Origin of the sequence: Lacihabitans lacunae, from assembly GCF_042649125.1 — a bacterium.
In the GTDB taxonomy this organism is placed as follows: Bacteria; Bacteroidota; Bacteroidia; order Cytophagales; family Spirosomataceae; genus Leadbetterella; species Leadbetterella lacunae.
Genome location: NZ_JBHRYQ010000001.1, coordinates 3,746,593 through 3,760,356 on the forward strand (window position 1 = coordinate 3,746,593; position 13,764 = coordinate 3,760,356).

General features: G+C 38.5%; 9 protein-coding genes. 5 read left to right on the forward strand and 4 right to left on the reverse strand.

Annotated elements, in window-relative coordinates; all coding sequences use genetic code 11:
* The first annotated feature begins 72 nt into the window (after positions 1-72).
* The 5 genes from ACFOOI_RS16200 to ACFOOI_RS16220 all read left to right on the forward strand — a co-directional run bounded on the left by ACFOOI_RS16200 (position 73) and on the right by ACFOOI_RS16220 (position 6,852).
* On the forward strand, positions 73-2,304 hold the full coding sequence (locus tag ACFOOI_RS16200) for a xanthine dehydrogenase family protein molybdopterin-binding subunit (protein ID WP_379839071.1): 2,232 nt from the start codon (positions 73-75) through the stop codon (positions 2,302-2,304).
* 96 nt (positions 2,305-2,400) lie between these two features.
* Complete coding sequence (locus ACFOOI_RS16205; protein WP_379839072.1) at positions 2,401-2,856, forward strand: (2Fe-2S)-binding protein; 456 nt, start codon at positions 2,401-2,403, stop codon at positions 2,854-2,856.
* A 4-nt stretch (positions 2,857-2,860) separates the two neighbouring features.
* Positions 2,861-5,098: a xanthine dehydrogenase family protein molybdopterin-binding subunit gene (locus ACFOOI_RS16210; protein ID WP_379839073.1), complete on the forward strand. Its 2,238-nt coding sequence runs from the start codon at positions 2,861-2,863 to the stop codon at positions 5,096-5,098.
* Between the two features lie 184 nt (positions 5,099-5,282).
* Complete coding sequence (locus tag ACFOOI_RS16215) at positions 5,283-5,762, forward strand: (2Fe-2S)-binding protein (protein ID WP_379839075.1); 480 nt, start codon at positions 5,283-5,285, stop codon at positions 5,760-5,762.
* Between the two features lie 160 nt (positions 5,763-5,922).
* A complete protein-coding gene (locus ACFOOI_RS16220; RefSeq protein WP_379839076.1) occupies positions 5,923-6,852 on the forward strand; it encodes an ATP-grasp domain-containing protein in 930 nt (309 codons plus the stop codon).
* Between the two features lie 619 nt (positions 6,853-7,471).
* Here ACFOOI_RS16220 and ACFOOI_RS16225 read toward each other — a convergent pair.
* The 4 genes from ACFOOI_RS16225 to ACFOOI_RS16240 form a co-directional block, all read right to left on the reverse strand.
* Positions 7,472-9,178, reverse strand: a complete 1,707-nt coding sequence (locus tag ACFOOI_RS16225) for a RagB/SusD family nutrient uptake outer membrane protein (RefSeq protein WP_379839077.1) — start codon at positions 9,176-9,178, stop codon at positions 7,472-7,474.
* A 24-nt stretch (positions 9,179-9,202) separates the two neighbouring features.
* Positions 9,203-12,427: a SusC/RagA family TonB-linked outer membrane protein gene (locus ACFOOI_RS16230; protein ID WP_379839078.1), complete on the reverse strand. Its 3,225-nt coding sequence runs from the start codon at positions 12,425-12,427 to the stop codon at positions 9,203-9,205.
* Between the two features lie 500 nt (positions 12,428-12,927).
* The gene (locus ACFOOI_RS16235; protein ID WP_379839079.1) at positions 12,928-13,323 is read right to left on the reverse strand and encodes a DoxX family protein; all 396 of its coding nucleotides are present in this window, start codon (positions 13,321-13,323) and stop codon (positions 12,928-12,930) included.
* Between the two features lie 42 nt (positions 13,324-13,365).
* Complete coding sequence (locus ACFOOI_RS16240) at positions 13,366-13,581, reverse strand: (4Fe-4S)-binding protein (protein WP_379839080.1); 216 nt, start codon at positions 13,579-13,581, stop codon at positions 13,366-13,368.
* Positions 13,582-13,764 lie beyond the last annotated feature (183 nt).

The window sequence follows — 13,764 nt, forward strand, 5'->3', positions numbered from 1 at the left end:
TTTGGAGCAATTTTATCTAATATTTTTAGTAGCTTATTGTTTCGTAAGCCATATAAAAAACTGAATCATCTTATGAAACCTACTCAAAATTCCTTCAATCGCCGCTCATTTCTAAAAGCAACCGCTTTGGCAGGCGGAGGAGTTTTGTTTAATATTTCGTGGGTTTCAGCTAGAGCCGTAGAAAATAATTTGATTGGTCAAAATGAGTTTTTAGAATTCAATACCTTCATTAAAATCACACCTGACAATCGCATTCAGATTATGTCCCCTAATCCCGAGGGCGGGCAGAATGTAAAAACCTCTATGCCCATGATCGTGGCCGACGAACTGGATGCCGATTGGGAAAATGTGGTGGTTATACAAGCAGATCTGGATACCAAACATTTTACACGTCAGTTTATTGGTGGGTCACAGGCTATACATCAAGGTTGGAAAATCTTGAGAACTGCGGGTGCTTCAGTTCGCCAAATGCTGAAAGCTGCAGCAGCTCTGAAATGGGAGGTGCCAATTTCAGAAATTTCTACATCAAAAGGGACTTTAAATCATCTAAAATCAGGAAAATCTGCAACTTATGGGGAGTTTGCAAGTTTAGCTGCGGTGCAAAAAGTCCCCGAAAATGTGGAATTGAAATCCACCAAAGAGTTTAAAATCATTGGTACTTCTGTCAAAAACGTGGAAGGAGAAAATATTGTCACCGGAAAACCTCTTTTCGGTATTGACACCCACAAAGAAGGCATGAAAATCGCCATGATTGTGCATCCGCCTGCATTTGGCATGAAACTCAAATCTTATAATGCTTCTCCTATTAAAAAAATGAAAGGCATTGTAGATGTATTTGACATTAAAATTTTCAATGACGATTATGAACGCACTTTTTTTGATACTACCACTTTTAATGAAGTAGTGGCTATAGTAGGTGACGATACTTGGACCGTCATGAATGCCAAAAAAGCCCTCAAAGTAACTTGGGAGCCTTTTGAGGCTTATAGTTTCAAAAGAAATATGTTTGGCAGAAAATCTGAATTCACAGTTCCTGCAGGCCTAGAGAACACCGAAGATCACGAAAGTAAAATGTTAGAAATGGCTGCAAAGCCAGGAACCATAAAAAGATACGATGGTGATATAGAAGCAACTTTTTCTAAGGCTTCAAAAACGATAGAATCAACCTATATGGCTCCTTTTTTAGCTCATAATTGCATGGAACCCATGAATTTCTTTGCCGATGTGCGTGAAGATAAAATCGAGATGATTGGTCCCTTACAAAAACCGGAATTGACCGAACAAGCCCTTTCTGCCCGATTAGGGGTTCCTTTAAAAAAAATCGATTTTAAAATGACCCGCTTGGGTGGTGGATATGGCCGCCGTTCTTATGCCCACTGGGCCATAGAGGCCGCTTTGATCTCTCAAAAAGTAAAAGCCCCTGTGAAGCTATTCTATACTCGCGAAGACGACATGACTTCGGGCATCTATCGTTCCACTTATTTGGCAAAATACAGAGCGGCTTTGGATGAAAACAATCAGCTCGTTGGGTTACATCTCAATACGGGAGGAAACCCAGAATCGCCCATTTATCAAAACCGGTTCCCAGCAGGAGCTGTAGATAACTATTTGGCCGAAGATTGGGAGATTCCCTCCAACATCACCACGGGTTCGTTTAGAGCACCCCGTTCTAATTTTCACGCTGCGGCAGAGCAAGCCTTTCTCGATGAAGTAGCAGAAGCAGCTGGCAAAGACCCCATCGATTTTAGATTAGAATTGCTTGAAAAAGCGAAAAGAAATCCAGTGGGTAAAAACAACGAATACGAGTCCGATCGATTAGCTGGAGTTTTGAAATTAGTGAGAGAGAAATCTAATTGGGATCAGCTCAAAAAAACAGGAAATCTTGGGGTCGCGGCCTATTTCTGCCATGATACCTATGCGGCTGTGGTAATTGATACTGCAATTGTAGAGGGGCAGTTACAAATTAATAAAGTATTGTGTGCCATAGATTGTGGCATAGTTGTCAATCCTGACGGAGCCAAAAATCTAGCTCAAGGTGGCATTGTGGATGCTATTGGTAATGCCCTTTTCGGTGAATTGACTTTTAAAGAAGGGGTACCTGAAAAAAGTAATTTTGACCAATACCGAATGATACGCATGAATGAAGCTCCGAAGACTATTGAAGTGTATTTTGTGGAAAATAATATCGACCCAACCGGAATGGGTGAACCAACCTTCCCACCCGTATTCGGAGCAATAGCCAATTCGCTTTACAAAGCCACAGGAAAACGTTTTTACAAACAGCCATTTATGAAACATATTTAACATAAAATTATTTGATTTTTGTAAGTATCTGTTTGATTACAATAGCTTTAACATAAAAAAAAAGAGTAACTTTAATTAATTTTAAAATACATTATAATGGCAAAATATAAATTAAAAATAAACGGCAAAGTAAAAGAAGTAGAGGCTGACCCTACTACCCCTATGCTTTGGGTTTTGAGAGATACCTTAAATATGCCAGGCACAAAATACGGCTGTGGAATAGCCATGTGTGGGGCTTGTACGATACATCTCAACGGAATGGCTGTTCGTTCCTGTCAGATGCCTGTTTCATCGATTGGTAACCAAGAAGTGACCACTATTGAGGGGCTTTCCGAAAATGCCACCCATCCCGTACAAAAAGCTTGGCTTGAGCACGATGTGGCCCAATGTGGTTACTGCCAATCTGGACAAATTATGTCTGCGGCTGCACTACTAAAAAACAACCCAAACCCAAGCGATGAAGACATTGAAGCTTCAATGAGTGGCAATATTTGCCGCTGTGGAACTTATCTGAGAATCAAAGAAGCAATCAAAACTGCTGCAAAAAAATAAGCTTATGAAAAATACGAATAATTTTAACAGACGTTCATTTTTAAAATCTTCGGCATTGGCAGGAGGGGGCTTATTGTTAAGTTTCAACTGGTTTACTGAAGCCAAAGCTGCTGAAGTAATGAATCTTCCGGCAGATTGGAGTGAATTGACAGGCTACATAAAAATCACCCCAGATAATGTTATCAAAATTTTATGCCCAAATCCTGAATTTGGTCAAAATGTGATGACTTCCTTACCGATGATAATAGCAGAGGAATTGGATGTGGATTGGAGTGAGGTGAAAGTTGAGATGGGTCCACATGATAATGTCAAGTTAGGGCCGCAATTTACCGGTGGTAGCAATTCTGTCCGAATGTATTGGAAACCACTAAGAGAAGCAGGTGCTGCTGCACGCCAAATGCTATGCCAAGCAGCAGCAAAAACATGGAATGTGCCTGTTAATGAAATCACCACTAAAGCGGGTGTGCTTTATCATTTAAATGGAAAATCGGCTAAATACGGGGAAATGGCAAGTCTTGCCGCTAGTCTAGAGGTACCCAAAGGCATGGTTCTTAAAACACCTAAAGATTTTTCAATAGTTAATAAATCGAAGAAAAATGTAGAAGGCCAAAAAGTAGTTACTGGGAAGCCCCTTTTCGGTATTGATTATCATGTGGACGGCATGTTGATCGCTATGATTCAACATCCTCCTGCATTTGGAATGAAACTAAAATCTTTTGATGCTAGTCAAGCCATAAAAATGCCAGGTATTAAGGATGTTTTTAGTATAAAATTATACGACGAAGATTTTGTTCAAGGTGGTTTTGACACCCGTACATTCAATGAAATGATTGCTGTTGTTGGAAACTCTACTTGGGAAGTAATGAATGCCCGAAAAAAGTTAAAGGCTCAATGGGAAGCCTCTGGCGATAGTAAAAATATAGTAAACGGTAGAGGAGGTAAAACTGAAGTTGTAGTTCCTGGAAGACTTGAGACCAGCAGTAATCAAATGCAAATGATGGCAGAGTTCGCAAAAATGCCAGCGAAAGAATTGCGGAAAGATGGAGACCCCGAGGCTGCTTTTAAAAATGCGACTACTATTATTGAACGAACATATAATGCCCCATTTTTAGCTCATAATTGCATGGAGCCCATGAACTTCTTTGCTCATGTGCAAGAAGATAAAGCTTTGGTGGCAGGTCCAATTCAAGCTCCAGGGTGGATGGAACCTACTCTAGCTAAAATCTTAAATTTACCTCCAGAAAAAATAGAAATTCAAATGACCCGTATGGGCGGAGGTTTTGGTAGACGAGCATATGCTCAATATGCATATGAAGTGGCTCGGATATCTCAAAAAGTAAAAGCTCCCGTGAAATTAATATACAGCAGAGAAGACGACATGACATACGGAATTTACCGTCCAATGTATACGGCTACCTATCGTGCTGCTTTAGATGCCAACAAAAATTTGATTGGTTTTCATGTAAAAGGAGGTGGAATACCTGAGAGTCCTATTCACGCTAACCGTTTTCCGGCGGGAGCCGTAGATAATTACTTGGCCGAAGCGTGGGAGATTCCTTCAAATATTACAATTGGTGCATTTAGAGCTCCGCGGTCTAATTTTAATGCCGCCGCAGAGCAGTCGTTTTTAGATGAAGTAGCTGAAGCTATGGGAAAGGATCCAATAGAATTACGTTTAGAAATGTTAAAACGAGCCAAAGATAATCCGGTAGGAAAAAATAACGAATACGACGCAGAAAGATATGCAGGTGTTTTGGAGTTGGTAAAAGAAAAATCAGGTTGGAAAAAAGAAAATAATACCAAATATCACAGAGGAGTTGCGGCATATTTTTGCCACAATAGCTATGCCGCACATGTGGTAGATATGGTCACTCGTGACGGAGAGCCTTACGTAGAAAAAGTTACTTCAGCTATTGACTGTGGAATCGTGGTTAACCCTGACGCGGCCACTAATATGGTACAAGGGGCCGTTGTGGATGGTATTGGACAATCGTTTTATGGTGCCATGACCTTTAAGGAAGGCAAAGCAGACCACAATAATTTTAATACTTACCGTATGATAAGGCACAATGAAGCACCAAAATCCATAGATGTACATTTTGTAAAGAACGAAATAGACCCTACAGGATTAGGGGAACCGCCTTTTCCTCCTGTTTTCGGTGCAGTAGCCAATGCACTTTATAAAACTAATGGCAAGAGGCATTATAATCAGCCTTTTATGAATGAAGAGTCTAGTTTATAAAATAGAATTGAAAAAGGCCAGTATAAATAAAATATTGGCCTTTTTTATATGGTGAGTATAACAAGAGCACCTGTTTTTAGCTTTTAAAAATAAATTATCTACAAATACCAATTATTTTAGTTTAATTTTAAGATAGGAAAGCCGTAAAAGTGAGCACCTATATCATCAGAAATTCTTTATTTGTATGAAAGCATTTAGTCTAAATATCAATAATAAAATTGTCACCTTAGAAGCTGATGCAGATATGCCTTTACTTTGGGCCATTCGTGATTTGGCCAATCTGACAGGCACTAAATTTGGGTGTGGAATGGGCCTTTGTGGTGCTTGCACGGTGCATTTAGACGGACAGCCAATTCGGTCATGTCAAATGTCTGTAGGCTCAGTAAACGCAAACCAAAAGATAACTACCATAGAAGGAATCTCTGAAAACTTAGAACATGTGGTTCAAAAAGCTTGGATTGAACACCAAGTTCCGCAATGTGGTTATTGCCAATCGGGCCAAATTATGTCTGCAGTGGCCCTTTTAAAAAGTAACCCGACCCCAACCGATGAAGATATAGATGCCTACATGTCAGGAAATATTTGCAGATGCGGTACCTATCAACGTATACGGGCGGCCATCCACACTGCCGCGAAAACCGTAGAGGTAGTAGGAGGGGAGTGAGGGTTTTTAGTGTAGTATAATGTTTTATGTATTTCCACAATATTTTTCTTTTCGATTATTAAGATATGGGAATTTCCAGCTCAAATAATTTCACAATTTCATCATCATAAAAACAGGTTCTGTTTAACTAATCCTTTGTTTTTTTGGAGAAAAAAATCAAATGACGGCTTGGGTTATTTACAGACATTCCCTTTCGGGCTTAACGGAGAAAGATTACGAAATTCATAGACTCATAGATGAGGCTGAAAAGCTGAATTTTAGATTAGAGGTTTTTAGTCCTGAGCAGTTTGAAATCATCGTAAATCGCGAAGACAGAAAAAGCATTCTCATTGATGGGCAAACCATACAATTACCAGACTTTGTGATTCCGCGTTTGGGTGCCGGTACTTCATATTTTGCTCTTTCGGTTATTCGACATTTTGAGCGGTTGGGTGTTTATGTTTTAAATAGTTCATTAGCTATTGATACGGTAAAGGATAAGCTCTTTACGGTACAAATAATGGCCGAAAACGGCTTCCCTATCCCCAATACGATACTTGCCAAATTTCCTATTGACATGTCGGTGTTAGACAAACACTTTAAATTTCCATTGGTGGTCAAATCGCTTTCTGGTTCTAAGGGTAGCGGGGTGTTTTTGTGTAAAGAAAGGGAGATGTTTGAAGATTTACTTGCTTTGATACAAGAGGCAAACCCTAAGTCTAATTTTATTTTACAAGAGTATATTTCCCATTCTCATGGGAGAGATTTACGGGTTTTGGTACTCGGTGGCCAAGTATTGTGTGCCATGGAGCGGAAGTCGCAGAATGATGGTTTTAAGGCAAACTATAGCCTTGGAGGCACCACACATTTTTATGAGGTAGATAAAGCATTGGAGGCTTTGGTATTACAAATCGCGAGTGTTTTAGCCTTAGATTTCAGTGGAATAGACCTACTTTTTGATCAAGATGGTTTCAAGGTTTGTGAAGTAAATTCTTCGCCGGGTTTTAAAGGAATGGAATTGGCTAACGAAAGGAATATAGCAAAAGAGCTCTTGCTTTTTGCATCAAAAAATAGCCAAAGTAAAATTATAGCCAAAGAAATAAACACTTAATTTTTTAGCCACGAATACACGAATCAGTACGTGTTAGAATTTTAAATGATACTTAGAGAATCTTTATAAGAACCTGTATCCATTCGGGGCAATTTAAAAGTATAGTAAAATTAGAAGCCGTCTATTTTTTAGCCACGAATACACGAATCAGTAAGTGTTAGAATTTAAAATGATACTTAGAGAATCTTTATAAGAACCTGAATTCATTCGTGCATTCGTGGCAATTTAAAAGTATAGTTAAACCTCATGCAGCCTAATTTTTAGCCACGAATACACGAATCTGTGCGTGTTAGAGTTTTAAATGATACTTAGAGAATCTTTATAAGAACTTGTATCCATTCGGGGCAATTTAAAAGTACAGTAAACCTCAAGCCGTCTATTTTTTAGCCACGAATACACGAATCAGTACTTGTTAGATTTTTATATGATATTTAGTGAATCTTTTTAAAAACCTGAATTCATTCGTGGCAATTTAAAAGTATAGTAAAATTACAATCCGTCTATTTTTTAGCCACGAATACACGAATCAGTACGTTTTAGAGAAATTTTACCTTAGTTTTAAATATAAAAAAAGAGCCACCCTTTGGAGGTGACTCTCTTTTAAGTTTACGGTTTAGGTTTAATATCCTGGATTTTGAACCAAGGTAGGTTTTCCATCTTTTTGACTATTCAATATCTCCTGATTTGGAATCGGGAAGTATTCATTTTTTCCTTTTTTGAATGTAGAACCTCTCAGATAAGTTCTTTTAGTTGATTCGATTTCAATATATTTGTTTAGAACTTGATCGGCAATTCCCCATCTTACCAAATCAAAGAATCTATGACCTTCCATTCCAAATTCTAATCTAGATTCAGTTCTTACAGCATTTCTTGCAATAGTTTTATCAGTCCATGCGGTATCATACGTTTTAATCACGTAGTTTCCAGCAGGTTTACCGTCCGCCATTTTTACATAACCTTCAGGGTTTGATGCTCTAACCCGTATTTGGTTTACCAAAGCTCTCGCTTTGTTTAAATCGCCTACCTCAACTTCGCATTCTGCTAACCAAAGCATAACCGTAGATAGTTTAATCATCCTATAGTTATTGGCATTCTGTCTCGGATTATTTGACCAAGTCAAAGAGCCATTTTCAGCTTTAAGCGGGGAGCTCTTTTTAGGAGAAAAACCACCTGCATAGGCTCTGTCACGGATATACTGTGGGTTATGAATTCCCCAATCCAGATATGGAACACCGTCACGTCCTAATGTATGGTCAATTCTTGGATCTAGTGGTCCAGCATAAGTTTGAGAGTTGTCTATTGGTAAATCTGCTGTAGCCGGATCAGTTATTGGTAAGCCATCTTCAGTAGTTTTAAATGCATTGGCTAAATTTTGAGAAGGTTGAAAAAATCCACAACACGTAGTTAATGCACCACCACCGTATGGATAGTTTAAGGTACCCCCTCTGTTTCCATTGTTTGAAATGGCCGCACCGTCATTTACCGAATACTGTACTTCTAAAATCGATTCAGTATTGTTATTAAGTGCAGTTCTATAGTTGTCACCATATTTTGGCATCAGTTTATAGCCGCCGTTATTTATTATATCTTCCAAAATAGTCTTTGCTTCTGCATATTTCCCTTGGAACAATTTAGCTTTCGCCAGTAATGCTGCAGATGACCATTTTGTCATTCTTCCTGGAGCTCCCGACCATTTGGCTGGTAAATTATCATACCCAAACTTAAGGTCTTCTTCTATTTTAGGCCAAATTTCTTCCGTGTTGGGCACTTTTGTGCTTACAGCATCATTTGGATTGTAGGTTACCTCGTTAATGTAAGGAACTTTATTAAACATTTTTCTAGCCTCAAAGTGATAATGTCCACGCAAAGCTCTCGCCTGAGCCACCACAAGTTTTTTCTCAGCATCGGTCATGTCATTAGCTTTGGCTGATAAAAGGATTACATCGTTAGTTCTGGCAACGCCATCATAAACCGCTCTCCATTTTCCTCTAAAGTGAACCAAGTCTGCCGTATGGTTGTAGGCCTCTATCACCGAGATTTCGGGTTGGTCACCTGCATTTGAACCTTTATAGGCATCGTCTGATGCTACTGATCCATACACCCAGTTATCTGCTGCACCTTGCCAGTCAGAGTTTGGTGAGTTTACGTTTGTTTGTACGCCATCCATAAGCGAATACGCACCTGTTAGTACTAAGTCTACGCCTATTTTATTGGCTAAGTTACTTTCGCTCAGCACACCTAATGGCTGCACATCTAAGAAGCTATCCTTGCAAGATACGGTGCTTATTAAAACTGCCGAACATATTAATATTATTGTTTTTTTCATTTTATTAAATATTTGAGGTAAATATTAGAAACTTAAATTTAGACCAACGTTCATAGACCTATATGCCGGATAAGAGCCTTCGTCTACCCCAATTTGTCTATCAGAACCGTCAGAAAAACTTCTAAGGTTTACTTCAGGGTCAAGTCCTGTGTATTTGGTTATGGTAGCCAAATTTATTGCTTGAACATACACATTTGCACTGCTTAAGCCAATTTTACGTATCAAAGCATTCGGTACTGTAAAGTTCAATTGAACATTTTTTAATCTGAAATAAGAGCCATCTTCTAAATAATACGTAGAAGGGTTTGAACTGATAACGTCGTTAGATCTTGGAATCGGCAAGACCGCATCTGTCATTCCAGGTCTCCATGACTTTTCATACATTGTCCGGCTTCTGTTTCCTCCGAAAGTCGGGAAGTCTGTCCAGTATTTTACGTAGTTAAACAGTTGGTTTCCTTTTACTCCTTGACCAAATACGTCTAATCTAAATGCTTTGTAGCCCAATGACAAGTTAATGCCATATGTAAAGTCTGGGTGAGGACTGCCGATGATAGTTCTGTCTGATGCGTTTATTACTCCATCTTTGTTAATATCTGCATATTTAAATGCCCCGGCTTTGTTCATTTGACCACCACCAAATTGAACGGGATATTCCGCTCCTTCTTTATCAGTTTGGAATATGCCATCTATTTGGTACCCAAAAAACGAAGCTAAAGGGTAGCCTTGTTGTGTAACACTCATCGGAGCTAACCTGGTGTTAAATCCAAAAAACTGGGTGGCAGGGTCGCCGTTTGTTTTGGTTACTTTGTTTCTATAAGTTGAAATATTTCCACCTATCGAATATGTTAAATCTCCTTTTTTGTCGTCATAGTTTAGGCTTAATTCAAAACCCTTGTTTTGCATCTCTCCGATATTTTGGAAAGGGTTAACAGCCACCCCTTGCGTATATTGTACTTCTACTGGGAAAAGCATGTCAGATGTAGTTCTTTTAAATACATCTAAGCTCATTTCTAATTTATTTTTAAAGAAATTTGCATCTAAACCAAAGTTAGATGAAGTCGTAGTTTCCCATTTAGCTTTGGCGTTACCAAATTGACCCAGTTCATATCCTGGAGCCGAAGATGTGTTTGAACCTGATAAGTCATAAAACGAAGACTCAGGCGAAGTAGCAAAAGTAGAAAAGGCGTTGTAGTTACCAATCTCTTGGTTACCCGTTTGGCCAATACCAAATCTAAACTTGGCAAATGATAACCACGATGTATTTTTCAAAAATGATTCTTCTGAAATCACCCATCCAAAACTTGCTGCCGGGAAAACCGCCGATCTAAATTCTTTTGCGAATCTGCTCGATCGGTCTCTTCTGATTGTAAAATCCGCTAGGTATTTGTTGTCATATGAATATCCCAGTTTGGCAAATTCCGACGCCAAACTCCATTCCGAAGCTCCTCCAGAGTTATTAATTCCCGCTCTACCCGCACTCAAATATCTGTTACTAACATCGTCTACTGCAAATCCAGATCTTTGAGCATCAAAAAACTCGAAATAGCTTTTGATTGATTCTGTTCCTACCAAGGCATTAAACCTGTGGTTGTCACCCACTTGTTTTTTGTAGGCCAAAGTGTTGTACCAAGTCCAAGCAAAGCTATAGTTGTTAGTTGTAGTCAATGAATTAGTTCCTGCTGGTTCAGGTGCTTCTATGTTGTTAAAGCTATAGTTTCGAAGGTTAAATGTGTTGTAGTCAATACCAAACTGAGTTTTGGCTGTAAGGTCTTTTAATAAGTCAATTTCAGCATACGTATTTCCGAAAATTCGTAATTCTCGGGTTGCATTGTCTTTGTTTCTTACCAAAGCTGCTAGCGGACTTGGGCTATTGTCTAATACTGTTGGAGAACCGGCGAAGTTTCCGCGGATGTCATAGAGAGGTGTAATAGGTGGCACTCTGTATGCATACGATATGGGGTTGTTTTCGTTTTGGTTTCCAGCAGGCTGACCTACTCGTTGCCCATAGGCTATTTGCACATTTTCCCCTACACGTATTCTTTTGTTAACTACATAATCAGTATTGGCTCTTAAGGCAATCCTTTTATAGTTAGTATAGTCCATAATACCTTTCTGGTCAAAAAAGTTTAATGACATCGCATATCGGGCCACATCCGTAGCACCCGAAACTCCCAATTGGTGGTTTACTATTGGAGCGGCACTAAAAATAGCATCTAGCCAATCTGTACCTGTTTTATTGGCTTTTGTGATCAAATATTTTGGACTCTGTGAATAAAGAGACTCATCTACCGTGCTAGCACCTACCGGGAAGATGTATTCGGGTATAATTGGTGTCGCAACTTTTCCGCCAAATAAAGGGATGTTTGGATATGAGATTTTTGAAGGGTCCGAAATTTTTCCATCTACCAAAAGACCTGGGTTTTCAGCGTTTATTCTCGATTCCCAGAGTAGGTTGGCATATTCTTGTGTATTCAGTAAGTCCAAAAACTTAATGGGCTTTTGAATTCCATAATAGGTGTCATACGTAAGTTTTGGCTTTCCACCTTTTCCTTTTTTCGTGGTTATAATCACTACGCCGTTACCCGCTCTAGAGCCGTAAATCGAAGCCGCTGAAGCGTCTTTAAGTACCTGCATAGACTCTATGTCGTTTAGGTTAAGGGTGTTCAAGTTTCCTTTTGTAGGTGTACCGTCTATTACATAAAGCGGTGAGTTGTCGTTGATAGTTCCGAAACCTCTGATACGTACCATTACTCCTCCACCCGGTGCGTTTTCGTTGCTTACGTTTACACCCGCTACTCGGCCTTGTATGGCTTGTGCTAGGTTGGTGGCAGGTACTGCTAGTGCCTTTTTCATGTCTACGGTGGCTACTGCTCCCGTAATGTCTCGCTTAGCCTGCGAGCCATATCCCGTTACTACTACTTCTGAAAGCGAACGGTCGTCTGTAGCTAACGAAACATTAATCATACTCTGGTTTCCTACGGTTATTTCTGCAGATACATAACCTATAGACGAAATTACTAAAATATCACTAGGAGAAGCCTCTATGCTAAACACTCCATTTGCATCCGTTGAGGTTCCGATATTGGAGCCTTTAATTTTGATTGTAGCACCCGGAACCCCGATGTCGGTATTGACTTCGGTAACTTTACCGGATACTTTCTTTTGGGCAAAAGACGCATTGATAGTGAAGAGAAAACTCAACACTAAAAACAGCCTTCCCAAGAATTGATGAGGTAGTTTTTTTTGCATAAGATTAAGGGATTTTTTAAATTAAAAAAATTTAATAAAGATATTGTTGAGTCAAATGTATGTTAAAAAGTATACATATATTTATATACAATTGTATTTATTTTCTAGTAGATATATTAATGATAAAAATTGCCTAAAATAGCGGTTTTTGATGATTTTTTAATGTAGAATTGACACTTAAAAAGTCTTGCTAGCTTTTATTAACTAACTGATTTACAGACCAGTGTGAATTTGAATTTAAAAAGCAGATTTCATAAAATAATAACACTGCCTTATTAAAATCTTAATAGAGAAAAGTCAAAAAATAGAAATAGATAAATACCTAGTTTTCTGTGAAAGTATTTTAATAATTTTTTTTAATAATTAAATTTGCAGAGATGTTTTTCAGAGAGATTTAGTTGAAAAAAAATAAGGTGAAAAGCGTGTTGATAAAAAAATAAATGCACACCAAAACATGTTAGTTTTTAGTGTGCATGAAGGAAAAATAAATAATTCGCTAATTATTTTTTAAAAGGAAAAACAGCCTGAATTTGTTGGTCTCTCAGCCAAATGGCTACCCATACGATCACCCCAAAAATTACTGGAAATAAAGTCAAACTCATCGGGTCTCTGTGAATAACATGCGTAGCCACCGCTCCGCCTAGCCAAGCTGTTATTAAAGCCGCTCCCAGAATAGAGGTTTTAGGAAAAACGTAAAGTGCCAGTGCAATAAGTTGAACTGCTCCCAAAATTGGAGCAATGCCTTCAGGGTATCCCATATCCAGTGAACCTTTTACGGCCATTTCGGTTTGCATGAGGTTATTTACAATGCCCATTAAAAACATGCCAGACACTAAACCTTGCAGACCATAAGAGGTCCATAGGCGTCCTTTAGAAATACTTTGTTTTTCGTTCATAATTATAGGGTTTTAGGGTATTAAAAAAAGGGTTTAAAAAATCTATTTTATGCTCAATGCACCTGAGGGGCATTTGCTCACTGCTGCTACTATTTCATCTGAGTTTGCTCCATCCATTTTTATCCATGGTTTTTCTTTTGGTTGAAAAACCTGTGGTAAACCTCTGGCACATTTGGCCGAATGAATACACTTAGCAGATTCCCAAACCACAGTAATTTCGCCGTTTGTGTATTCTTTTCTTAAATTGTTAATTTCCATGGTGTTCTAATTTTTGTGAAACGTAAAAAGTATAGTAAACTTAAAAAAAAATTGTAAAAAGCTTCTACTGTCAAACGAGTAAAAAAAAAGAAAATAAATCTTTACAACGCCCTGCACTGTTTGAGCACTGTTAAAATTCTTTTGGGAAGTAAATTTTTATTAGAACATCGACAATAAGAATTT